General features: G+C 63.8%; 19 protein-coding genes and 2 pseudogenes. 4 read left to right on the forward strand and 17 right to left on the reverse strand.

Going from position 1 to position 24,358, the window contains the following annotated elements; translation table 11 throughout:
- Positions 1–2: 2 nt before the first annotated feature.
- From ACX5I4_RS11925 to pgl, 4 genes are read left to right on the forward strand one after another with little or no spacing between them, the layout of a single operon-like run.
- On the forward strand, positions 3–1,634 hold the full coding sequence (locus ACX5I4_RS11925) for a glucose-6-phosphate isomerase (RefSeq protein ID WP_461836848.1): 1,632 nt from the start codon (positions 3–5) through the stop codon (positions 1,632–1,634).
- Between the two features lie 15 nt (positions 1,635–1,649).
- On the forward strand, positions 1,650–3,215 hold the full coding sequence (zwf, locus tag ACX5I4_RS11930; RefSeq protein ID WP_461836849.1) for a glucose-6-phosphate dehydrogenase: 1,566 nt from the start codon (positions 1,650–1,652) through the stop codon (positions 3,213–3,215).
- Positions 3,212–4,135: a glucose-6-phosphate dehydrogenase assembly protein OpcA gene (locus tag ACX5I4_RS11935; protein WP_461836850.1), complete on the forward strand. Its 924-nt coding sequence runs from the start codon at positions 3,212–3,214 to the stop codon at positions 4,133–4,135. The genes zwf and ACX5I4_RS11935 overlap by 4 nt, the downstream gene beginning before the upstream one ends.
- Positions 4,136–4,143: 8 nt before the next feature.
- Positions 4,144–4,962 carry a 6-phosphogluconolactonase gene (gene pgl / locus ACX5I4_RS11940; protein ID WP_461836851.1) on the forward strand — a complete coding sequence of 273 codons (819 nt, stop codon included), beginning with the start codon at positions 4,144–4,146 and terminating at the stop codon, positions 4,960–4,962.
- Here the strand turns inward: pgl and ACX5I4_RS11945 are convergent.
- The 17 genes and pseudogenes from ACX5I4_RS11945 to ACX5I4_RS12025 form a co-directional block, all read right to left on the reverse strand.
- On the reverse strand, positions 4,915–5,310 hold the full coding sequence (locus ACX5I4_RS11945) for an RNA polymerase-binding protein RbpA (protein WP_461836852.1): 396 nt from the start codon (positions 5,308–5,310) through the stop codon (positions 4,915–4,917). The genes pgl and ACX5I4_RS11945 overlap by 48 nt on opposite strands.
- A 129-nt stretch (positions 5,311–5,439) precedes the next feature.
- A complete protein-coding gene (secG, locus tag ACX5I4_RS11950; RefSeq protein WP_074589634.1) occupies positions 5,440–5,697 on the reverse strand; it encodes a preprotein translocase subunit SecG in 258 nt (85 codons plus the stop codon).
- 48 nt (positions 5,698–5,745) lie between these two features.
- Complete coding sequence (gene tpiA / locus ACX5I4_RS11955; RefSeq protein ID WP_461836853.1) at positions 5,746–6,561, reverse strand: triose-phosphate isomerase; 816 nt, start codon at positions 6,559–6,561, stop codon at positions 5,746–5,748.
- 82 nt (positions 6,562–6,643) lie between these two features.
- Complete coding sequence (locus tag ACX5I4_RS11960) at positions 6,644–7,870, reverse strand: phosphoglycerate kinase (protein WP_461836854.1); 1,227 nt, start codon at positions 7,868–7,870, stop codon at positions 6,644–6,646.
- A 9-nt stretch (positions 7,871–7,879) separates the two neighbouring features.
- Complete coding sequence (gap, locus tag ACX5I4_RS11965) at positions 7,880–8,890, reverse strand: type I glyceraldehyde-3-phosphate dehydrogenase (RefSeq protein WP_461836855.1); 1,011 nt, start codon at positions 8,888–8,890, stop codon at positions 7,880–7,882.
- Positions 8,891–9,175: 285 nt separating this feature from the next.
- Positions 9,176–9,799, reverse strand: a complete 624-nt coding sequence (locus ACX5I4_RS11970; RefSeq protein ID WP_059389282.1) for a superoxide dismutase — start codon at positions 9,797–9,799, stop codon at positions 9,176–9,178.
- Positions 9,800–9,932: 133 nt separating this feature from the next.
- The gene (gene whiA / locus ACX5I4_RS11975; protein WP_461836856.1) at positions 9,933–10,913 is read right to left on the reverse strand and encodes a DNA-binding protein WhiA; all 981 of its coding nucleotides are present in this window, start codon (positions 10,911–10,913) and stop codon (positions 9,933–9,935) included.
- A gap of 9 nt (positions 10,914–10,922) precedes the next feature.
- Positions 10,923–11,939 carry a gluconeogenesis factor YvcK family protein gene (locus ACX5I4_RS11980; RefSeq protein ID WP_461836857.1) on the reverse strand — a complete coding sequence of 339 codons (1,017 nt, stop codon included), beginning with the start codon at positions 11,937–11,939 and terminating at the stop codon, positions 10,923–10,925.
- A pseudogene (gene rapZ, locus ACX5I4_RS11985) lies at positions 11,939–12,861 on the reverse strand (RNase adapter RapZ). Before rapZ ends, ACX5I4_RS11980 begins: the two are co-directional and overlap by 1 nt.
- A gap of 70 nt (positions 12,862–12,931) precedes the next feature.
- A pseudogene (gene uvrC / locus ACX5I4_RS11990) lies at positions 12,932–14,931 on the reverse strand (excinuclease ABC subunit UvrC).
- A 56-nt stretch (positions 14,932–14,987) separates the two neighbouring features.
- Entirely contained in the window at positions 14,988–15,656 is a 669-nt protein-coding gene (locus tag ACX5I4_RS11995; protein WP_184735377.1) for a lysophospholipid acyltransferase family protein, read from the reverse strand.
- Complete coding sequence (locus ACX5I4_RS12000; RefSeq protein ID WP_461836858.1) at positions 15,643–16,359, reverse strand: HAD hydrolase-like protein; 717 nt, start codon at positions 16,357–16,359, stop codon at positions 15,643–15,645. Before ACX5I4_RS12000 ends, ACX5I4_RS11995 begins: the two co-directional genes overlap by 14 nt.
- A gap of 100 nt (positions 16,360–16,459) precedes the next feature.
- Positions 16,460–19,387 (reverse strand): excinuclease ABC subunit UvrA, encoded by a 2,928-nt coding sequence (gene uvrA / locus ACX5I4_RS12005; RefSeq protein ID WP_461836859.1) that lies wholly within the window; start codon positions 19,385–19,387, stop codon positions 16,460–16,462.
- 65 nt (positions 19,388–19,452) lie between these two features.
- The gene (locus ACX5I4_RS12010) at positions 19,453–19,833 is read right to left on the reverse strand and encodes a GntR family transcriptional regulator (RefSeq protein ID WP_461836860.1); all 381 of its coding nucleotides are present in this window, start codon (positions 19,831–19,833) and stop codon (positions 19,453–19,455) included.
- Positions 19,830–21,608: an ABC transporter ATP-binding protein gene (locus ACX5I4_RS12015; RefSeq protein ID WP_461838707.1), complete on the reverse strand. Its 1,779-nt coding sequence runs from the start codon at positions 21,606–21,608 to the stop codon at positions 19,830–19,832. The genes ACX5I4_RS12010 and ACX5I4_RS12015 overlap by 4 nt, the downstream gene beginning before the upstream one ends.
- Positions 21,609–21,697: 89 nt before the next feature.
- Positions 21,698–23,443, reverse strand: a complete 1,746-nt coding sequence (locus tag ACX5I4_RS12020; RefSeq protein WP_461836861.1) for an ABC transporter ATP-binding protein — start codon at positions 23,441–23,443, stop codon at positions 21,698–21,700.
- A 135-nt stretch (positions 23,444–23,578) separates the two neighbouring features.
- Entirely contained in the window at positions 23,579–24,358 is a 780-nt protein-coding gene (locus ACX5I4_RS12025; RefSeq protein ID WP_461836862.1) for a trans-aconitate 2-methyltransferase, read from the reverse strand.

The following is a 24,358-nucleotide window of genomic DNA, read 5'->3' on the forward strand; positions in this document are numbered from 1 at the left end:
ACATGAGCACTCTCAGCTACGACGCCAGCGGTGCTGCGCAGCAGGCCATCGAACAGCACATCCCGGCACTTGTTGAAGACCGGATTGCCACCAGGATTTTCGCGAAGGACCACACCTTGTGGGGCCCCGAGGCAGAGTCCGAATCCGCCATCCGTCTCGGATGGGTGGAGGCGGCAACCGTTTCCCAGCCTTTGGTCGAAGGAATCCTGGAACTCCGGGATGCCCTCAAGGCCGAAGGCGTCTCCCGCATTGTCCTGTGTGGCATGGGCGGCTCCTCGCTCGCCCCCGAGGTCATTGCCGGCACCGCTGGCGTCGAGCTGACCGTGCTGGACAGCACTGACCCTGAACAGGTTGGTGCAGCCCTCGCGGACCGCCTCGCCGAGACCGCCATCGTGGTCTCTTCCAAGTCGGGTTCCACTGTGGAGACCGACTCGCAGCGACGGGTGTTCGAGCAGGCCTTCACCGACGCCGGCATCGATGCCAAGAGCCGCATCATCATCGTGACCGATCCCGGTTCTCCGCTGGACAAAGCCTCCCGCGAAGCGGGCTACCGCGCCGTCTTCAATGCCGACCCGAACGTCGGCGGCCGCTTCTCGGCCCTGACGGCTTTCGGCTTGGTCCCCAGTGGCCTCGCGGGGGTCGATATCCAGGCATTCCTGGACGAGGCCGAGGAAGCGGCGGAAATCCTCAACGAGGACTCCCCCGAAAACATCGGGCTGAGGCTTGGTGTTGCACTCGGCGGAACCACCCCGCTGCGCAACAAGATCGTCATCGTCGAAGATGGTTCCGGCATTGTGGGTTTCGCCGATTGGGCCGAGCAGCTCATCGCGGAGTCCACAGGGAAGCTCGGCACCGGCGTTTTGCCGGTTGTCGCAAGTCCGTCGGCACCCGAGGTCAGCGGCAGCGCTGAAGACGTCCTGGTGATCCGCCTCGTCGGCGCGGACTCTGACGTCGAACTCGGGGAAAACGAAGCCGCGATCGCCGGTGGCCTGGCCACCCAGATGTTCGTCTGGGAGTTTGCCACCGCCGTCGCAGGGCGCCTGTTGGGCATCAACCCCTTTGACCAGCCCGACGTCGAGGCAGCCAAGATTGCCGCGCGCGGCCTTCTGGACGCACGTCCTGAGCCGACGCCCGCGAACTTCGTGGACGGCTCCATCGAGGTCCGTGGAGGTGCGTGGCTCGGCGACGCGGCAACTGCCGCCGACGCCGTCAAGGCCCTCCTCGCTGGACTCGGCACGGATGGTTACTTGAGCGTCCAGGCGTACTTCGACCGGATCGCGTTCGCACAGCTGGAAGGCATCCGTGACGAACTCGCGGGTGCCAGCGGCCGGCCCGTCACTTTTGGCTGGGGACCGCGTTTCCTGCACTCCACCGGACAGTTCCACAAGGGCGGACCGGCCATCGGTTCATTCCTGCAGATTACGGCTTCCGCGACCGGCGACATCGCCATTCCGGAACGCCCGTTCACTTTCGGTCAGCTGATTGCAGCCCAGGCGGCCGGCGATGCCCAGGTTCTGGAGAACCACGGCCGTCCGGTCCTGCGGCTGCACCTCACGGATCGTGGAGCTGGAGTCGCCCAGCTCCAGGAAATCGTCGCCGCACTGGCCGGCCAGGCCAGCGCGCTCGAAAGCTAAGGCACAAACCCAAACATGCCAGAAACTGAAAACGGTTACCGGTCCACCGGAAAGGCAAGCCACCGCAATCCCCTCCGGGATCCTCGGGACCGGCGCCTGAACCGCATCGCAGGGCCTTCGTCGCTGGTGTTCTTCGGAGTCACCGGTGACCTCGCCCGCAAAAAACTCATGCCGGCGGTCTACGACCTCGCCAACCGGGGGCTGTTGCCGCCGAGCTTCGCGCTCGTCGGCTTCGGTCGCCGGGACTGGAGCAACGAGGACTTCGCCAGCGAGGTCAAGGAGAACGTCAAGGCGCACTCCCGCACCCCGTTCGACGACGCCGTCTGGAACCAATTGTCCGAGGGCATCCGCTTCGTCCAGGGTGAGTTCGACGACGACCAGGCGTTCAAGCGCCTCGGCGCCACGCTCGATGAGCTCGATGAGACCCGCGGCACGCGCGGCAATCACGGTTTCTACCTGTCCATTCCGCCCAAGGCCTTCGAGCAGGTCTGCCGCCAGCTGTCCAAGCACGGGCTGGCGCAGGCCGGCGATGGCCAATGGCGGCGCGTGGTCATCGAGAAGCCCTTCGGCCACGACCTCGAGTCCGCACGCAAGCTCAACGACATCGTGGAGTCCGTCTTCCCACAGGACGCGGTCTTCCGCATCGACCACTACCTCGGCAAGGAAACGGTCCAGAACATCCTGGCCCTGCGCTTCGCCAACCAGTTGTTCGAACCCCTCTGGAACGCCAACTACGTTGACCACGTCCAGATCACCATGGCCGAGGACATCGGCACCGGCGGCCGCGCGGGATACTACGACGGCGTCGGAGCGGCTCGCGATGTCATCCAGAACCACCTCCTGCAGTTGCTGGCCCTGACGGCCATGGAGGAGCCCATCTCCTTCAACGCCGACGACCTGCGTGCGGAGAAGGAAAAGGTCCTGGCAGCGGTCAAGCTGCCCGACGATTTGTCCACCCACTCAGCCCGCGGCCAGTTCGCAGGCGGTTGGCAGGGCGGCGAGCTCGTGCAGGGCTACCTCGAAGAAGAAGGCATTCCCGCCGATTCGAAGACGGAGACCTATGCGGCCATCCGTCTGGACATCCACACCCGGCGTTGGAGCGGCGTGCCGTTCTACCTCCGGGCCGGAAAGCGTCTTGGACGCCGCGTCACGGAAATCGCCGTGGTGTTCAAACGGGCGCCCAACCTGCTCTTCCGCGGTCACGGCGAGGACGACTTCGGCCAGAACGCCGTGGTCATCCGGGTGCAGCCTGACGAGGGCGCCACCATCCGCTTCGGATCCAAGGTTCCCGGCACGCAGATGGAAGTCCGCGACGTCACCATGGACTTCGGATATGGGCACTCGTTCACCGAGTCCAGCCCGGAGGCCTACGAACGCCTCATCCTGGACGTCCTGCTGGGCGAACCGCCGCTCTTCCCCAGGCACCAGGAAGTCGAGGAATCCTGGAAGATCCTGGATCCCTTCGAAGAATACTGGGCCGGACTCGACGAACAGCCCGAGCCCTATGCTCCCGGCAGCTGGGGTCCGGCCTCGGCCGACGAGCTGCTTGCCCGCGACGGACGAACCTGGAGAAGGCCATGATCGTAGATCTTCCCGACACCACCACCTCCAAGATCTCCAAGAAGATCACCTCCCTGCGCGAGCAGGGAGGTGTGATCGCCCTCGGACGCGTCCTGACGCTCGTGGTGGTCACCAAGTCGGGTCTCGAAGAAGAAGCCATTGAGGCAGCCAACGAGGCCAGCCGCGAACACCCGTGCCGCATCATCGTGCTCGCCGACGCCGGCAGCGAAGCCCCGAACCGCCTCGACGCCCAGATCCGCGTGGGCGGTGACGCCGGAGCATCCGAGGTGATCGTGCTGCGCGGCTACGGTGAGCTCGCCAAGGAGAACGAATCCTTGGTCGCGGCACTGCTGCTGCCGGACGCACCGATCGTGGCGTGGTGGCCGCACGGAGCGCCGGACAACGCCTGCGAGACCTCCATCGGCCGCATCTCGCACCGCCGCATCACGGACTCCGCCAACGAGCCCGATCCCGCGGCGGCACTGGCCCGGATCCGGAAAACGTACCGGGCAGGCGACACGGACCTCGCCTGGACACGCCTGACCAACTGGCGCCTGCAACTCGCGGCAGCCCTGGACCAGGTAGACGAGTCCCCCGTCACGGCCATCGCCGTCGAGGGCGCTTCGGACTCGCCCAGCACCCTGCTGCTGGCCGCGTGGCTCACCTTGTTCCTCGACGCTCCGGTCCAGATTGTCGCCGACCCGGCAGGAACCGGCATCCGCAGGGTACGGCTGAGCCGCGCCACCGGCGACGTCCAGCTGGTCCGTCCCGGCCTCACCATCGCGGAACTGACCCAGCCGGGCCAGCCCGCCCAGCGGATATCACTGCCGCGCCGCAGCCTGCGGGACTGCCTCGCCGAAGAACTGCGCCGCCTTGATCCGGACGATGTCTTCGGAGAAGTGATTACTATGGGACTGCCCCGAACCAATAGCAAGGAGTGACCGTCCCAGTGAGCGCTGACCCCAGAGTAAGCATCCATCCCAACTCCGCCGTCCTCATGGCCGCGATCGCAGCAAGGCTTATCACCAAGCTGGTGGACGTGCAGGACAAGCACGGCGAAGCCACGGTGGTCCTCACCGGCGGAACCGTGGGCATCGGCACCCTGAAAGCGGTTGCCGACTCACCCGCGGCGCCTGCCGTCGACTGGTCCCGGGTGAACTTCTGGTGGGGTGACGAACGATTCGTTGGCAAAGACAGCACGGACCGCAACACCGTACAAGCCCGTGAGGCGCTGCTCTCCAGCCTTCCGGTGGATCCGGACCGCGTGCACGAGCCGGGCTCATCGGACGAGTTCGCCACGGCTGACGACGCCGCAGCCGACTACGCAGCCCGGCTCAAGGCGGCAGCGGAGGCAGAGCACGCCGCAGATACTTCGGACCACCGACCGGAGCAGGCTGGCGAGCTGCCGCGTTTCGACATCCTGCTGCTGGGCGTGGGCCCGGATGCGCACGTTGCCTCGCTCTTCCCTGAGCAGGCGGGTATCCGCGTCCAGGACCGCACGGTGGTGGGGGTCGAGAACTCCCCCAAGCCGCCGCCGTCGAGGATTTCACTGACCCTGCCCGCCATCAATTCCGCCCAGGAGATCTGGATGGTCGTGGCAGGCGAGGACAAGGCCGGGGCCGTGGGCCTGGCCCTCGCCGGGGCCAACCCGGTCCAGGTTCCCGCCTCCGGCCCGATTGGCCGGTCGAGGACCCTATGGCTCATCGACGAAAATGCAGCCTCACGTGTCCCCCAGCAACTCATCCGGAAGGATCCTGCGGGCGCGTAGCCTCTTGAGCGCTCCAGCCAGGACGATTTCCGCTTCTTGGCTGGAGCGTCTTTCTTTAACGTAATCCAGGTGGCTCTTGAAGATTTCTTCGTCCGCCCGCTCCATCGTCGCCTCGCCTTGTTCGCGGACGGCAACCAGGCCACACTTCGGGCAGTCCCACCGAACCGGAATTTGATCTTCCGGGAGCTTAATGAAAACAAGCCGCGTCTCGTGTCCCTTGGCGCACCAATAGGGAACACGAATACGCGGCAAGCTTTCGCCAACTATGGAGTCGGGTTGGTTTCTCGGGGCCGATCCAGCGGTTACGCCGGCTCGTGTGCCTCGGAATCCTGAAGAACCATGAACCATCGTCGATCCCCTTGAGAGTTCGGCTGCATGGCGGTGAAGGCCATGGAGCCTAGTCTAGTGCGAGGATCGCGACGACGGCAGGGTTGCTTCCGGGCAGTTTGCTCCACCCGGAAGTCAAACCGGGAGACGCTAGGAATCTCCGCCGGAAGTGAAGCGCATGATGAGGCCAAGGCCGATGATCACGACACCCCAAGTGCAGCCCAAGACGATGGTGAAACGGTTGAGGTTTCGTTCTGCGACACCCGAAGAGCTCAATCCCGAACTCATGCCACCGCCAAACATATCGGACAAACCACCGCCACGTCCCTTGTGCAGGAGGATAAGCAGCGTCAGCAGAAGACTGGTGATGCCCAGCAGGATCTGCAGAATGACTTGAAGAACGTCCACGACGGCCTTTCAGAAGAACGGAAAACGGGAGCGGAACCTTGAAACGGACTAGGCCGCGCTGAGGTGGCTCTCGAACCTGACAATGTTAGCAAACTCAGCGGGGTCAAGGCTCGCTCCACCGACCAGCAAGCCGTCGACGTCGGAGCCGGCCATGATCGCTGCTGCATTGCTGGCCTTCACCGAGCCACCGTACAGGAGGCGGGTCTTGGCAGCGACGGAATCATCGAACAAGGAGGCCAGCTCGGCACGGATCGCGGCGCACATCTCCTGCGCGTCTTCCGGACCAGCGACTTCGCCCGTGCCGATGGCCCAGACCGGTTCGTAAGCGACAACCAGCTCACCTGTTTGCTCGGCTGAGAGCCCTTCGACGCCGGCACGCAACTGGGCAAGCGTGTGCTCGACGTGGGTGCCGGCCTGGCGGATCTCAAGGCCTTCGCCGACGCACAGGACCGGCGTTACCTCGTGGCGGAAAGCAGCTTTGACCTTCGCGTTGAGGACCTGGTCACCCTCGTTGTGGATGGTGCGGCGTTCACTGTGGCCCACCAGGACGTATGCGCAACCCAGCTTGTTGAGGAACTGGCCGGAGATATCGCCGGTGTACGCTCCGGAGTCGAATTGCGAGAGGTCCTGGCCGCCATAAACAACGTCCAGTTCATCGCCCTGGACGAGGGTCTGCACACCGCGGAGGTCCGTGAACGGCGGGAAAACGGCAACCTCGACGCGGCTGTAGTCGTGCTTGGCGTCGGACAGGGTCCATGCCAGCTTCTGCAGCAGGGTGATGCCCTGGACGTGGTCCATGTTCATCTTCCAGTTGCCGGCAATGAAAGGCTTGCGGACGAAGTTTCCGTTGGCAGAAGTTGTCACGTGTGCTCCAAAAATGCGTTGAGATAGGGAAGCCGGCGGGGCGCTTGCCTTCTCAGAAGGGCACCCCGCCGGCTGTGTGGCCTTAGCGGTCCAGCACGCTCAGGCCAGGAAGTTCCTTGCCTTCAAGGTATTCCAGGCTGGCGCCGCCGCCGGTGGAAATGTGGCCGAACTGGGAGTCCTCAAAGCCGAGGGTCCGGACAGCTGCGGCGGAGTCGCCGCCGCCGACCACGGTGAATGCGGGCGTCTCAGTCAAAGCCTGGGCGATGGCACGGGTGCCGTCCGAGAAAGCCTCGAATTCGAAGACGCCCATGGGCCCGTTCCAGAACACGGTCTTGGCGGCCTTGATCTGCTCGGCGAAAGCCGCCGCGGATACCGGCCCGATGTCCAGGCCAATGCCAGCGGCACCGAATGCGCTGTCCTCGATTGCGTCGGCAGCGACCACTTCGTGCTCGGCATCCGCGGCGAAGCGGCTCGCGACAACGACGTCGGTGGGGACGACGAACGCGGTACCCGCGTCGGAAGCGCGTTTGAGGTAGTCCTGGACCACGGGGATCTGGTCTGTTTCAAGCAGGCTGCCTGCGACTTTGTGGCCCGCCGCTGCCAGGAAGGTGAAGAGCATCCCGCCACCGACCAGGATGGTGTCCGCCTTGCCCAGGAGGTTGTCGATCACGGCGAGCTTGTCCGAAACCTTGGAGCCACCGAGAACCACAACGTACGGGCGCTGTGTATCCGTGGTGAGCTTGCGCAGTACTTCGACCTCGGTGTGCACGAGGTCCCCCTGGTAGGAAGGAAGCCGGGTGGCGACGTCGTACACGCTTGCGTGCTTGCGGTGAACAGCGCCAAAGGCGTCATCCACGAACGCACCGTTGTCGCCGGTCAGCGCCACGAGATCATCGGCGAAGGCGCCGCGCTCGGCGTCGTCCTTGCTGGTTTCGCGGGCGTCGAAGCGGACGTTCTCGAGAACCAGGACGTCTCCGTCCTCGAGGGACCCGGCCAACTCTTTGGCGGACTCACCAACGGTGTCTTCCGCGAGCTGGACCTTGAATGGCGCGAGCTCCGCAAGCCGCGCTACGGCGGGCTTGAGCGAGTACTTGGCCTCAGGAGCACCCTTGGGGCGTCCTAGGTGGGCCGTTACGAGCACGCGGGCACCGGCGTCCGAGAGCTTTTCGATGACCGGGAGGGAAGCCTTGATGCGGCCGTCGTCGGTCACTGTAGAGCCGTCGAGCGGCACATTCAGGTCACTTCTGACGAGAATGTACCGCCCGCGGACACCTTCAGCGATCAGTTCGTTGAGGGTGTGAGATGTCATGTGTCTACCCTAGCCCAGCTTGGATGCGACAAGCTCCGTGAGGTCAACGAGGCGGTTGGAGTAGCCCCATTCGTTGTCATACCAGGAAACAACCTTGACCTGGTTGCCGATGACCTTGGTGAGGCCGGAGTCGAAGATCGAGGAAGCGGGGTCGCCGACGATGTCCGAAGAGACGATCGGATCCGACGTGTAGCTCAGGATGCCCTTGAACTGCTCAGTCTCGGAAGCCGCCTTGAGGGCTGCGTTGACTTCCTCGACGGTCACTTCGCGGGAAACCGTGACGGTCAGGTCCGTGGCGGAACCCGTGGGGACCGGAACGCGGATGGCGTAGCCGTCCAACTTGCCCTTGAGTTCCGGGAGGACCAGTCCGATCGCCTTGGCAGCACCCGTGGAGGTGGGGACCATGTTGATGGCTGCGGCACGGGCACGGCGAAGGTCGCTGTGCGGGCCGTCCTGCAGGTTCTGGTCTGCCGTGTAGGCGTGCACCGTGGTCATGAGGCCGCGCTCGATGCCGAAGGCGTCGTTGACAACCTTGGCCAGCGGGCCGAGGCAGTTGGTGGTGCAGGACGCGTTGGAGATGATGTGGTGCGCTGCGGGGTCATAGAGCTCATGGTTGACGCCCATCACGATGGTGATGTCTTCGTCCGAAGCAGGAGCGGAGATCAGGACCTTCTTGGCACCCGCGTCGATGTGCTTCTGCGCGGCGGCAGCCTTGGTGAAGAAGCCGGTGGACTCGATGACGATGTCCACGCCCAGCTCGGCCCACGGGAGGTTCGCGGGATCGCGCTCGGCAAGGACCTTGATGATGCTGCCGTCGACAATGAGGTTGCCCTCTTTGACTTCAACGGACTGAGTCAGGCGGCCGCCGACGGAGTCGTACTTCAGCAGGTGGGCAAGAGCCTCGGGACTCGTGAGGTCGTTGACCGCAACAATTTCGAGATCTGCACCCTGGGCGAGTGCTGCGCGGAAGTAGTTGCGGCCGATGCGGCCAAAGCCGTTGATACCAATACGGGTGGTCACTATTTCAGTCTCCTTGGTGCTCTTGCAAGCACACCTAGTGAGTCGGATCTTGATTCCAACTAACAATTCCCGCACATCATTGGGCAGAAGTGATTATCAGATCGGAGGGCGACCAGCCACGTTGCTGAAGGCTAACCGCCTTCCGTGACCCATCTTACGTTTAACTACGTCTGCCCCGCAACTGCGGGGGCAGACAATCCGGTATTTGGGCGAAATTCACCTGAATGTGAAGTTTGTTACATCCCCGTGTATTCCGCGTCACTCACCGATTCGGGATGGAGTTCCCTAGAGAACGATCAGTCCCGTGGCGTTCGCGCGGGCTGCTTCGAAGCGCTTGGCGACGTCGGCCCAGTTGACGATGTTCCAGAATGCCTTGACGTAGTCGGCCTTGACGTTGACGTAGTCCAGGTAGAAGGCGTGCTCCCACATGTCCAGCATCAGCAGGGGCGTGGTGCCGACTGCGACGTTGCCCTGCTGGTCGTAGAGCTGCTCGATGAGGAGGTTGCCGCCGATGGGCTCGTAGGCGAGGAAGCCCCAGCCGGATCCCTGCAGGCCAAGGGCAGCTGCCGAGAACTGGGCACGGAATGCATCGAAGGAGCCGAAGGCGTCGTCGATGGCTGCCGCCAGCTCGCCCTCGGGCTTGTCGCCGCCGTCCGGGGAGATGTTGTTCCAGAACACTGAGTGGTTGATGTGACCGCCGGTGTGGAACGCGAGGTCCTTGGAAAGGCGGTTGATGTTGGCGAAATCACCCTTGTCGCGGGCTTCGGCCAACTGGGCCAGGGCGTTGTTGGCGCCGGCTACATAGGCAGCGTGGTGCTTGCTGTGGTGCAGCTCCATGATCTTCGCCGAAATGTGCGGCTCAAGTGCTGCGTAGTCGTAGCCGAGCTCGGGCAGTACGTACTCTGTCACGAAATCCTCCAATGTAGTGGACCGGGGTCCGGTTGGTAACTCTCGTTTTGTTTATCCGATCGGCGAACCGGCCGGAAATCTTCGGGCAGGAACCCTGGTTCCTCCGCACCATGACGATTCTAGGGCGGGCGCCTTACTCGTCCATCATTTCGGCGGTCACATTTGCCTCGGTGCCCGGGATGCCCAGATCTCCGGCGCGTTTGTCCGCCATGGCCAAGAGCCGGCGGATCCGCCCCGCGATGGCGTCCTTGGTCATGGGCGGATCGGCGAGCCGGCCCAATTCATCCAGGCTGGCCTGCTTGTGCGCCACCCGGAGCTCACCGGCGTACTTGAGGTGGTCTGGAACGTCGTCGCCCAGGATTTCCAAGGCCCGGTCGACACGGGCACCTGCGGCGACCGCCGCCTGGGCCGAGCGGCGGAGGTTGGCGTCGTCGAAGTTCGCAAGGCGGTTGGCGGTGGCCCGTACTTCCTTCCGCATGCGTCGCTCCTCCCACACCATGAGGGCGTCATGGGCGCCCATCCGGGTGAGCAATGCGGCGATGGTGTCGCCGTCACGAATGACCACGCGGTCCACGCCGCGCACTTCCCGCGCCTTGGCCTGGATGCCGAGCCGGCGGGCGGCTCCGACCAAGGCAAGGGCGGACTCCGGTCCGGGGCACGTGACTTCGAGCGAAGAGGACCTGCCCGGTTCGGTCAGCGAACCGTGGGCCAGGAAGGCTCCGCGCCAGACCGCTTCGGCGTCGGACGCCGAACCATTGACGACGGCGGACGGCAAGCCGCGGACAGGCCGTCCACGGCCATCCAGGAGGCCAGTCTGGCGGGCCAGGGCCTCGCCGTCGCGCACTACCCGCACGACATAGCGGCTGCCGCGCCGGAGGCCCCCGCCGGAGACGACGATGATTTCGCTCTGGTGCCCGTAGACTTCGGCGATCGCGGCGCGGAGTCGCCGCGCCGTGGAGGCGAGGTCAACCTCCGCCTCGATCACGATGCGGCCCGAAATGATGTGCAATCCGCCGGCAAAACGCAGCATGGCCGAGACTTCGGCCTTGCGGACGGAAGACTTCTTGATGTCCAGCCGGGAAAGTTCTTCCTTGACCGATGCGGTCAGTGCCATCGCATGTTCCTAACTATTCCCGAAAATATCGTGATACGCCGATGCCAGACGCAGCGGGTCATGGACTGGACGGCGGCTCGACGCCCCCACTTTACCCAAGACCACCTCCGCACCGATCATTCCGGCAGCGCGCTCGAATTCCTTGAGGTCCGATATCGAGGAGGGATCGGCCAGGACTACGTCCACGCTGAACTCCGGCGCGTAGTGCCGCAGGGCATCCAGGTGGTCCGCGGCGGACATCCCGGAGGTTTCCTTCGTGTCCATGGCAAGGTTCATGGTGAGGCATCGTTTAGCCGGGGTATCACACAAGGCTTGGCGCATCTCGGGCAACAGCAAATGCGGCAGGACAGAGGTGTACCAGGAGCCAGGGCCGAGAATGATCCAGTCTGCGAGCTCGATGGCCGTGAGCGCCTCGATGCATGCCCTGGCGTCTTCCGGTCGAAGCCGGACGTTTTCGAGGGATCCGGCAACGGCGCACTTGGCCTGGCCTTTGACGGTCTGGAACTCGTAACCGCCTCCCAGCAAGGGCACCCGGACATCGCCTTCGATGTTCAGTGGCTGCGTGGACATCGGCAGGACCTGGCCGCGGGCACCCAAGAGGGCACCTGCCCATTTCAGTCCCGCCACGGCGTCGCCCAGCAACTCCCAGAGGGTAACAATGAGCAGGTTTCCCATGGCGTGGTTGTCCAAGGAACCTTGCCGGCCGCTCGGAGTCTTGAAGCGATGCTGCATCACGTCCCGCCACGTGCGCCCCCAGTCCGTGTCATCGCAGAGGGCGCTCAGCGCCATCCGAAGATCGCCGGGCGGAAGGACCCCGTACTCTTCCCGCAGCCGCCCGGACGATCCGCCGTCGTCGGCAACGGTCACGATCGCGGTGAGCTCGGAGGTCAGCAGCCGCAACGCAGAGAGTGATGCGGAGAGCCCGTGACCGCCGCCGAGTGCAACAACGGTAGGTCCCTTGGAAGGCTGGCTGCCTGGCGTCCCCTTGGGCGGGACAAGCGGCAGGGGTCCGGTCAGAACCCCCATTATTCGCGACCCAGATCACGGTGGCTCGTGGTCACGGTGACCCGAGGATATTGGGCCAGCCGTTTGGAAAGTTCGACGGCCACCGCGACCGAACGGTGTTTGCCACCCGTGCAGCCGACAGCAATGGTGGCGTAGTGCTTGTTTTCCGTCCGGTAGCCGTCGAGGACGGGCTCCAGGGCAAGGACGTAGCGGTCAACGAAGTCCTTGACGCCGTCGGCCCCCAGCACGTAGTCGCTCACATCGGCGTCGAGTCCAGTGTGCGGGCGCAACTTCGGGACCCAGTGCGGGTTGGGGATGAAGCGCGCGTCCGCCACGAAGTTGGCGTCCACCGGCAGGCCGTATTTGAAACCGAAGCTCATGACGTTCAAGCGCAGCGCGACGGGGCCTGTGTCGGTGAATAGTTCAGTGATAGCGGTCGCCAGGCCGTGGACGTTGTACGTACTCGTGTCCAGGACCACATCTGCCGATTCCTTCAGTTCCTTCAGGACGTCGCGCTCAGCGGCGATACCGTCCAGGATCCGGCCGCCGCCCTGGAGCGGATGCGGTCGGCGGCCTTGTTCAAAGCGCCGGACCAGGACGTTGTCGCTGGCATCGAGGAAGAGCACCCGGAACGTGATTCCGCTGGCGCTGAGTGCGCCGAGGGCTGTCCGAATATCGGTGAACAGGCCCTTGCTGCGGACGTCCACGACGACGGCAAGCTTGGGGATCGACTGGGGTGCGTGCGAGACGATTTCGGCGAGCGTCCCCAACATCTGCGGGGGAGGTTTTCGACAACGTACCAGCCGTGGTCCTCCAAGGCGTCCGAGGCGGTGCTGCGGCCTGCTCCGGACATGCCAGTCACCACCAGCAGTTCCGCTTCGACAGGCTTGACGGGAATAAGGCCGTCCTGCTCCGCGTCGGATCCTGCTGTTGTTTCTGACATCTAGTGTCCCCGTTTCTGAGATGGTCCAAAAGCCGGACCGCCTTGAGGAGCAGTCCGATTATTACCCTAGCTAATATTCAAGGATTTCGCCGGTGGTCATGTTGACTGCCGGGGCGGCCTCTTCCGAGGCACTGGACGCCGCCAGATGGCTGACCACGGCTTCTGCCAGTGCCGGGCCGATTCCCTTCGCGGCGGTGAGCTCAGTTGCCGTGGCAGCCTTGATCTTCTTGAGCGAACCGAAATGTGCCACGAGCGCCTTCCGTTTGGCTTCGCCGAGGCCGGGAACGCCGTCGAGCGCAGACACGGTCATGGCCTTTCCGCGCTTCTGCCGGTGGAAAGTGATGGCGAAGCGGTGGGCTTCGTCGCGGATGCGCTGCAGGAGGTAGAGCCCTTGTGAAGTGCGCGGCAGTATCACGGGGAAATCGCTATCCGGCAACCAGACTTCTTCGAGCCGCTTCGCCAGGCCCACGACGTAGACGTCGTCGATCCCCAGCTCCGCGAGTGCCCGCGCGGCCGCGTTCACTTGGGGCTGCCCGCCGTCGACGACGACGAGGTTGGGCGGATAGGCGAACCTCGCCTTCGTCCCGGTGCCGGCGACGTCATCGGACGACGTCGGCTCCTCCCCGGAACCGGCGGCGGGGATTTCCCCGCTCTTGGGGAGCTGGGCGGATTTGTCCTGCAGATAGTGCCTGAATCGTCGCGTGAGGACGTCGTGCATCGCCGCGGTGTCGTCGGTTGCCGCCGCACCCGTGATGGAGAACTTCCGATAGTCGGCCTTCTTGGGGAGCCCATCTTCCACCACCACCATGGACGCGACCACGTTGGTGCCCTGCACATGGGATATGTCGTAACACTCGATCCGAAGCAACGGCACGGGAAGCTCAAGCGCCTCCTGCAATTCCTGGAGCGCCTGGGAGCGGACGGTGATATCACCTGCCCTCCGGACTTTGTGGAGCTTCAGTGCTTGCTCCGCATTTTCCCGGACAGTGGACATGAGGGCAGCTTTGTCGCCACGCTGCGGCACCCGGATATCCACCTTGGCGCCCCTCAGGCCGCCAAGCCATTCAAGCAACTCATGATGGTTGGACGGAATCTCCGGGACCAGGACTTCGCGGGGAATACGGCCCTGGTTGTCGCTGTCCTCTCCGTAGACCTGCTGCAGGAGGTGCTCGATGAGCTCAGGAGTGGTGGCGTCTTCCACCTTTTCCACTACCCAGCCCCGCTGGCCGCGTACCCGGCCGCCCCTGACGTGGAAGACCTGCACCGAAGCCTCGAGGTCGTCGTCGTGCAGGGCGAAAATATCCGCATCCGTGTCCTCGGAAAGGACCACGGCATTGCGTTCGAAGACTTTGCGCAGGGCCGCGATGTCGTCGCGGATTCGCGCCGCCCTCTCGTAGTCAAGTTCGGCCACGGCAGCCGCCATGTCCTTTTCGAGGCGCCGGATGAACTTGCCGGCTTCTCCGCCCATGAAGGAGCAGAAGTCTTCGGCGATGGCCCGGTGCTCCTCAGGGGTCACCCGTCCCACGCACGGTGCCGAACATTTGTCGATATAACCCAGCAGGCATGGCCGGCCGCTCGCCTGTGCCCTCTTCAAGACACCGGCGCTGCAGCTCCGCACCGGGAAAACCCTGAGCAGGGTGTCCATGGTTTCGCGGATGGCGCCGGCCGTGTACGGGCCGAAGTAACGGGTGCCTTTGCGGCGCTCCCCGCGCATGACCTGGACCCGGGGAGCTTCTCCCCCATGCTCACGGCGAGATACGGGTAGGTCTTGTCATCGCGGAACACGACGTTGAAGCGCGGCTTGAATTCCTTGATCCAGGTGTACTCGAGCTGGAGGGACTCAAGCTCGCTGCCAACCACGGTCCACTCAACGCTGCTGGCCGCGTGCACCATGGCGTACGTCTTTGGCAACAACCCTGCAGGGTTTGCGAAGTAGGAGTTCAGCCGGGACCGCAGGTTCTTCGCCTTGCCCACATAGATGACACGGCCGTGTGGATCCCGGAACCGGTAGACGCCGGGGGTGGTGGGGATTTCTCCCGTCTGGGGTCGATAACTCGCTGGATCTGCCACAGATCCAGTCTAGTAAGGGAAAGACGCCACCCCGTACGCACCGGCTTCGCGGAGAGCTACTCCGCGGACTTGCTCTGGTTGTAGCTGGTGGAGCGTTCCTGGCCGCTCAATGCCGCGATGGCATCCATGATCTTGTCCGTCACTTCGCGGCGGGCCGGCAGGGAATGGTCCGGACCTGTCTTCTCGAAGTACAGCGGTTCGCCCACCTTCATGGTGAAGTGCTGGGGACGGACGGTGTTACGGTCCACTGGCTGCAGTTTGTCCGTGCCAATCAGGCCCACCGGCACCACAGGCGCCCCCGTGGTCAGGGCAAGCCAGCCGACGCCCGTGCGCCCACGGTAGAGCAAGCCGTCACGCGAACGCGTTCCCTCCGGATAGATACCGATGCCCCTCCCGTTCTCCAGGATGTCCAGCAGGGTCTTGAGCGCTTGCACACTGGCAGCTTGTTCTCCGCGTTCCACCGGAATGGATCCGACCGCCTGGAAGAACGCCTTCATGGCGCGGCCCTTGAAGCCCTTGGTGGTGAAGTACTCCGCCTTGGCAAAGAAGCCCACCGGACGGGGCATCAGTGCCTGGACAATCACGCTGTCCAGAAAGGACAAATGGTTCGGGGCCACAATGAATGGCCCTTCCTTGGGCACATTTTCCAGTCCGATGACCGTGGGACGGCAGGTGCTGGAAATCAGTCCGCGGGTGGTCCAGCGGATGACATCAAAGGCTTCCATCGTTCTGCACCTCGCTCAGGGCCGCCGCACGGACGGCGTCAAGTTCTTCGATCTTCTTCAGCAGCTGCGCGGTGGAGTCCACGACGGCGACGGCTCCCGCTTCCTGAAGCTCGCCGTCGGGCGCAAATCCCCAACTCACACCGATGCAGTCAAGTCCATTGGCCATGGCGCCGGCAACATCCTGGTGCCGGTCCCCCACCATCACCGCGGGCTGCGAATGCAGCGTGGCCAGCGCCGCACCGACGATTTCCACCTTGCCGGGGGCCGTGTTCGCGGCCATTGATTCGTCGTCGGAGGCACCGCAGATGGACGCAAAGAAGTCGGCAATGCCGTGGTGCTCCAACACTACGCGCGCCAGTCCCTGGGGTTTCTGCGTGGCCACAGCGACCGGACGCCGCGACTCCGCGAAGAACTCGAGGAGCTCACGGATTCCGGGATAAAGGCGGCCCTGCCCGATGCCGACGGAACGGTAATAGCTGCGGTAGCGCCCGATGACTTCGTCGACTCTTCCCGCGGGAACCCCGGCGATGTGCTCCAGGGAATCGCTGAGCTTGGGTCCAACCATGGAGTCGAGCACGGGCTGATCCGGGATGGGGAGGCCAATTTCGCGCAAGGCCGCGGCGATGCCGCCGGTTATGCCACCTGCAGGATCGACAAGGGTGCCGTCCAGATCGAAGATTACGGGCACCATTGTTTGAGTCACCGGGTTAGTTTCTCACGAGTTGAGGCATGCCTGAAACTCACATGCCGGCCAGGGAATACTCCGGCCGAAGCCGAAATATTCCCCGGCGGGAGCCGCCACACTAACCCAGAATCTCCGCCAGGAAGGCCGCGGTATGGCTTTCCGTGGACTTGGCGACCTGTTCGGGCGTGCCGGTTGCCACGATGCGTCCACCGCCTGAACCACCGTTGGGACCAAGGTCCACAATCCAGTCGGCAGACTTGATGACGTCAAGGTTGTGTTCAATGGTGATGACCGTGTTCCCCTTGTCCACCAAGCCCTGCAGCACCATGAGCAGCTTGCGGATGTCCTCGAAGTGCAGGCCTGTAGTGGGCTCGTCCAAGACGTAGACGCTGCGTCCGTTCGACCGCTTCTGGAGCTCCGAGGCCAGCTTCACGCGCTGCGCCTCGCCACCGGACAGGGTGGTGGCCGGCTGCCCGAGCCGGACGTAGCCGAGACCGACGTCGACGAGGGTGTTCAGGTGCCGGGCGATGGGCGTGAACGCCGCAAAGAACTCCGCGCCTTCTTCGATAGGCATGTTGAGGACGTCTGCAATGGTTTTGCCCTTGTAGTGAACTTCAAGGGTCTCCCGGTTGTAGCGGGCGCCATGGCACACTTCGCACGGGACGTAGACGTCCGGCAGGAAGTTCATCTCGATCTTCAGCGTGCCGTCACCGGAGCAGGCCTCACAGCGGCCGCCCTTGACGTTGAATGAGAAGCGGCCTGGCTGGTAACCGCGCACTTTGGCTTCGTTGGTTTCCGCGAAGAGCTTCCGGATGTTGTCGAACACGCCGGTGTACGTGGCGGGGTTGGAACGCGGTGTCCGGCCGATAGGGCTCTGGTCCACGTGGACCACCTTGTCGAGGTGCTCCAGGCCCGCTACCGAGCGGTGCCGGCCCGCAACCTGCTTGGCGCCGTTGAGCTTATTCGCAAGCACCTTGTAGAGGATCTCGTTCACCAGGGTGGACTTCCCTGAGCCACTGACGCCGGTCACGGCGGTGAAAAGACCCAGCGGGAAGGTGGCGTCAACGTTGTTCAGGTTGTTTTCGCGTGCGCCGATGACCTTGAGTTCGCGCTTCTTGTCGTACTTGCGTCGCTTCGGCGGGATGTCGATCTTGCGCCGCCCGGACAGGTAGTCGCCGGTCAGGGAGTTCGTGTTTTCCAGGAGTTCCTTGTAGGAACCGGAGTGCACCACCTGGCCACCGTGCTCGCCGGCGCCAGGTCCGATGTCCACCACCCAGTCGGCCTCGTGAATGGTGTCTTCGTCGTGTTCGACAACAATCAGCGTATTACCGAGATCGCGCAGCCGCGTCAGCGTTTCGATGAGGCGGCGGTTGTCCTTCTGGTGCAGTCCGATGGACGGCTCGTCCAGGACGTAGAGGACACCCACCAGGCCAGAGCCGATCTGAGTGGCGAGTCGAATGCGCTGGGCCTCGCCGCCGGACAGGGTCCCGGACGGCCGTTCGAGATTCAGGTATTCGAGCCCCACATCAAGCAGGAACGTCAGGCGTGCCTGGATCTCTTTGAGAACCTGGTGCGCGATCTGGGCCTCGCGGTCGGTGAGCGTGAGGCTACCGAGGAAATCGGCGCAATCACGCATCGGAAGGGCCGATACTTCGGCGATGGACTTGCCGTTGATCAGCACCGAGAGCGACGCCGGGTTAAGCCGGGCACCGTTGCATGCGGGGCAAGGAACCTGCCGCATGTACTCTTCGTAGCGGTCGCGTGCCCAGTCGGAGTCCGTTTCACCGTGCTTCCGGTGAACGTATTGGATGGCGCCTTCGAAGCCGGTGCTGTACTTGCGCTCCCGGCCGAACCTGTTGCGGTACTGGACCACCACCTTGTGGTCCTTGCCGTGCAGCACCGTCTGCCGAACTTCCTGCGGCAGCTTCTCCCACGGGGTGTCCATGGAGAAATCGAGCTCCAGGGCGAGGCCCTCCAGAAGCCTGTTCCAGTACTCCGTGGTGGCCGTGCCCAACGACCACGGCGCTATGGCCCCTTGGCCCAACGAAAGCTCGGGGTTCGGAACCACGAGTTCCTCATCGACCTCCAGTTTGGTGCCGATGCCACTGCAGGCAGCGCATGCGCCGAAGGGGTTGTTGAAGGAGAACGAACGGGGCTCGATCTCGTCGATGGCCAGCGGGTGCTCATTAGGGCAAGCGAGGTTCTCCGAAAACGCGCGGATCCGCGCCGGGTCTTCGGCGTCGAGATCGACGAATTCGACCAGCACACGGCCTTCCGCAAGGCCGAGCGCCGTTTCGATCGAGTCGGTCAACCGTTGGCTGATCCCCTCCTTGACCACCAACCGGTCCACGACTACTTCGATGGAGTGCTTGAATTGTTTGCCGAGCTTGGGCGGATCGCTTAGCTGGACGAGTTCGCCGTCCACCCTGGCACGTGAGTAGCCCTTGGCGGTGAGCTCCTTGAAGAGCTCCACGAATTCGCCCTTGCGTCCGCGGACCACGGGGGCAAGAATCTGGAAGCGCGTGCCCGATTCGAGTTCCAGCAGTTGGTCGACGATCTGCTGCGGAGTCTGCCTTGTGATGGGCTCATGGCACACCGGGCAATGCGGCCTGCCGACACGGGCCCAGAGAAGGCGCATGTAGTCGTAGATCTCGGTGATGGTGCCCACGGTGGAACGCGGGTTCTTGCTGGTGGACTTCTGGTCGATGGAGACTGCCGGGGAAAGGCCCTCGATGAAGTCGACGTCCGGCTTGTCCACTTGGCCCAGGAACTGGCGGGCATAGGCCGACAATGATTCCACGTACCGGCGCTGCCCCTCGGCGAAGATGGTATCGAACGCCAAGGACGACTTGCCCGAACCTGACAAGCCGGTAAAGACGATCATGGCATCACGGGGAAGGTCGAGGTCCACGTTGCGGAGGTTGTGTTCACGCGCTCCCTTCACCACGAGGCGGGACAGGTCATGTCTCACGGGCGTGGCAGGCGGCTGCGCGGAAACGCTTGCGAAGGATTCGACGGCGGGGACTTCAGCTACGGCTTTAGGCACCCACTAATGCTAATCGAAAACTTCTTCGAATTTCCATGTGGACTCCCGCGGCCTACTGACGGGTATCAATCCGCGTCGTAGGCGGCCGCCAGAAGCTGTACTGCCTCGGCGAAACTGGCGCCCTGCGCCTTGGCCGCGGCCGAGTAATTCGCCGCGACGGCGGCCAAAGCGCTCCAGCGGTCGTCCCGGGCGCACACCACTGTTCCGTTCCGGCCACGGGTTGCCACCACTCCGGCCGCTTCAAGTTCCTTGTACGCGCGGGCGACGGTGTGGGGGGCAACATCCAGCTCGCCAGCCAGGCTGCGCACCGCCGGAAGTTTGGTCCCGACAGGGAGCGTGCCTGCGTCAGCCAGCTCGATAATGCGGAGCCGAAGCTGCTCATACAAGGCCACGGTGCTCGACTGCTTGGGTCGCCATGAACCGGGAAACTCGATCGAGCCACTCATGAGGCTTCCCTCTCCACTTGCTCGGCGCGGTGTTTGGCGGTCCGTGCCGGCATCGCGGCCAAGCCGCCGTCTCCGACGGCGAACTGGGCGTCGTGCAAGCGGGCATAGTGCCCGCCAAGCTCCAGCAGCGAATGATGGGTGCCGTGTTCAACGATCCGTCCGTGGTCCATGACGAGAATTAGATCAGCGTCGCGGATGGTGGACAAGCGGTGCGCGATGACGAAAGACGTCTTGTTGCTCCGCAATCTGTGCATCGCCTGGCGGATGAGGACTTCCGTGCGGGTATCGACTGAACTCGTGGCTTCGTCCAGGATCAGAAGGGGGCGGCCGGAAAGCCGTGCACGGGCGATGCTCAGCAATTGCCTCTGCCCTTGGCTCAGCGGCTCTCCTCCATTGCTGAGCATGGTGGAGTACCCGTTCGGCAGCGACCGGACAAAGTGGTCCACGTAGCTCGCCTCGGCAGCGGCCACGATGTCCGCGTCGCTGGCACCTGGACGTCCGTATTCGATGTTCTCCCGGATGGTGCCCGTGAAAATCCACGGATCCTGAAGCACCACGCCGAAGTTGCGGCGGAGGGCATCGCGCCCCATGCCCGCAATGTCCGCGCCGTCAATGGTGATCTTCCCGGAGCCAAGTTCATGGAAACGCATGAGGAGGCTGATCAGCGTGGTCTTCCCCGCGCCGGTGTGCCCCACAATGGCCACCGTCTGCCCCGGCTCCACGTGGAATGACAGGTCCTCGATCAATGGCGCATCGGCGCGATAGCTGAAAGCAATGTGCTCAAAAGAGACCCTTCCCGCAGGTGCATCAAAGCTTGAACCGGCGACAGCGCGTGCACCGACGCTGGGTTCCGTCGACAATTCCGGTTCGTCCAACAACTCGAAGACCCTGCTGGCGGATACGGCGCACGATTGCAGGACCTGGGCCATGCCGCCAATCTGGCCCAACGGCTGGCTGAAGAGCCGGTTGAATTGTATGAACGCCTGGATCCCGCCAATACTCATCGCGCCGGCAAGGAACTGGAGTGCGCCCACGATCGCGACCCCCACATAGCTGGCGTTGGAGACGAAAGCCATCAGCGGAAGCAGCAGTCCGGACGCGAACTGCGCTTTGGAACTCGCGGAATACAGCCCGTCGTTGTGGGCTGCGAAGCGGGCCGCCATCGCAGTCTGCGCGCTGAAAAGCTTGATGGTCTCGTGACCGGTTGCGGTCTCCTCCACCAGGGAGTTGACGTCTGCAGTAGCCTCCCACTGCCGGACAAAGTACTTCTGCGAGCGCTGGGTCACCACAACCGAGGCGAGGGCTGATACCGGAACAGCCAACAGGGACACGAGGGCCAGCAAGGGCGAAAGCAGGAGCATCATCCCCAGGGAGCCAATGACCATCAACGCTGAGGTGAGGAGTTGCGCAAGGAGCTGGTTGAGGGTTTGTGCCACGTTGTCGAGGTCGTTGGTGGCGCGGCTCAGGACATCTCCCCGGGAGCGGCCGTCGTAGTAGGCCACGGGAAGACGATGCAATTTCGCTTCCACCGCTTCCCGAAGGTCATGCGCGAGCCGCTGCACAGCGAGGGCGTTGAGCCGGCCTTGGGCCCAGCTAAGCAGCGAGGCAACCGCATACATGGATGCGGCCACAAGCAACAGCAGGACAAAACGTTCGGTGTTGAACTGCGCGCCGAAGACGGCGGCTGCGATGACGTCGGTGGCGTCGCCGAGTATCTTGGGTGCTGCCACGTTGAGTGTGGCAAAACCGCAAATGCAGAGAATCGCGGCGGTCATGACGCCCCTCGCGGGCTTCAGCAAGCCCGCGAGGCGGAGAAGCGATCGCGCCGGCTTCTCAGTGCGGGCCCGGTGCGCGCTATCGCCGCTCACGCGGCTTCTTCCGTTTCGAGCTGGGACGCCACGATCTCCCGGTAGGTCCCGGAGGACACAAGAAGTTCCTCGTGCGTTCCATGTGCCACCAGACGGCCCTGGTCGATGAGGAGTATCTGGTCCGCCGACACCACTGTATTGACCCTTTGGGCGACGATGATGACGATTGCCTCCCGCAGTTCGGGTTCGAGTGCGGCCCGGAGCCTTGCTTCGGTCACTGTGTCCAGGGCCGAGAAGCTGTCGTCAAATAGATAGACCAATGCGGGGCGCAGCATTGCGCGGGCGATGCACAGCCGCTGCCGCTGGCCGCCGGAGAGACCGGCGCCGCTCTGGGACAGGGTGGTTTCCAGCCCTTGGGGCAGTTCAGCCACGAAATCTGCCGCCTGGGCCGTCTCAAGGGCCTGCCACAATTGGGAGTCCGTTGCTGACGGCAGTGAGAGGCGCAGGTTTTCCGCGATGGTTCCACGGAACAACCATGTCTCCTGGGGCACGACGGCGAGCTGGCTGCGCAAGGCACCCAGGGGAACCGTGGCGATGTCCTGGCCATCGAGCGAGATACTTCCGCTTGTCGCCTCAAGGAGCCTTGGCACAAGGCTGACGATCGTTGACTTGCCGCTTCCGGTGGAGCCGATCACCGCCGTCGTGGTTCCCGGGGCCGCCTGGAAGGTTATGCCCTCCAATACGGGCGCCTCGGCTCCCGGATAAGCGAAGGAGACATCGTTGAAGCTCAGGCCCTCAGTCCGCGGATGACTCCCCGCCGTCCCACCGGCAAGGTTTCCTTGCAGGACCAGTTCAGATGCTGTGTTGAGCACTTCGGTGACGCGTTCGGCGCTGACGGACGCACGGGGAGCCGTGCTCAGCACATACATGGCCATCATGATCGCGAGCAGGATCTGCATGATGTAGGCGATGAATGCGGTGAGCGCGCCCAGCTGCATGTCGCCGGCGATGATGCGGTGGCCACCGAGCCACACAACCCCCGTGGAGGAGAGGTTGACGACGATCATGACGAGCGGAAGCATGGCCGCGACAATCCGGGCAGAACGGAGATTGTTGTTTGTCAGGGCGTCATTGGCGGCCTCGAAGCGTTTCATCTCGAATGGCTGGCGGACAAAGGCCCTGATGACTGCGGTCCCCAGGATCTGTTCGCGAAGCACGCTGTTGATCCGGTCCACCAAGCCCTGGCCTTCGCGGTACAGCGGTACGAGCTTACGGACGATCAAGAGCATGATGATCAGGAGCACGGGAATGATCGCAAAAACGATCCACGACAAGGCCACGTCCTGTTCGACTGCCAGAATGACGCCGCCGATGCCCATGACCGGCGCCGCCACCAGCATGCTGAACACGAGCACCGTGATGTTCTGCAATTGCAGGACGTCATTGGTGGTCCTGACCACCAGGCTGGCGGGCCCGAAGGCTGCAACGTCCTGGTCCGGCAGGGAATGGATCTTGTCGAAAAGGTCCTGCCGCAGCCCCCTGCCGATCTTCATGGCGACGATGGCGCCGAGGTAGCCGGCTAGCACTGCGGCAAGCACCTGGACGACGGTGAGCGCCAGCATCCAGCCGCCCAGGCGAAGTATCACTTCGCTGTTCCCGGCGACGAGGCCGTCGTCGACGATCTTGGCGTTGAAGGTGGGCAGGAGGAGCGTGGCTCCGGTCTGGACCAGTTGCAGGAAAACTATGGCCAGTACGTGGGTCTTGTAGGGGGCTAGTCGCTGCAGCAGCAAGGATGCCAGCACTTTGCCTCCAATCGTTGGTCTCCGGAGCGGCGGATTCCACACGATGCCGCCCCGCGATCGCCTTGCCATTGTAGTTCAGATCACACTGTGATTCGGTGCAATTCCAGCACTTCCGGAGCCAAGAATCGTTCCTTCCTAGCCACGTTTTTGGGCCACGGCGAAAATCCTGCGGAAGGGAAACACGGTCCCGTGCCGGTCTGTCGGATAGGCCTCGCGCAGCATGGCTGCGTACTGGCTTTCGAAAACGGCCGCTTCGCCCTCGGGAAGGGCGGCGAGCACAGGACGGAGACCAGTGCCCCGCACCCAGTGCAGTACGGGGTCGGGTCCCGGCAGAAGTTGCTGGTAGGTGGTTTCCCAAGCGTCGGCGTCGCATCCGGCCTCGAGCATGATCCGGAGATAGTCGGCTGGTTCCCCGACGGCGGCGTCGTGACGCAGCACACCGGACAATCGTCCGGACCATTCCGGCGAACCGGCCAGCTCGCGCATGAGTGCGTGGGAAGGAGCCCCGAAGTTTCCCGGAACCTGCAGGGCAAACCACCCACCGGGTTTCAGCGCTTCCAACCACCCGGCGAGCATGGTCAAGTGCCCGGGCACCCATTGCAGGGCTGCGTTGCTGACCACGACGTCGGTATCCGCTTCCGGTGTCCACTCGGCGATGTCGGCGAATTTGAACCGAAGACCCGGTCGGGCGGCAGTGAGGAGTCCGGCTTTCGCCAGCATCTCGGCAGAAGAGTCCAGCCCGACGACGGCGGCACCGGGCCAGCGCGTCGCGAGGTTGACCGTCAGGTGCCCCGGACCGCAACCCAGATCGACGACGTGCCGTGGATCCTCCGCCAGGATTCTCGAGGTCAGGTCAAAGAACGGACGGTCGCGCTGGTTGCCGAACTCGATGTACTTGGCTGGATCCCATTTCAC

It is taken from the genome of Arthrobacter sp. MMS24-S77 (assembly GCF_054888235.1).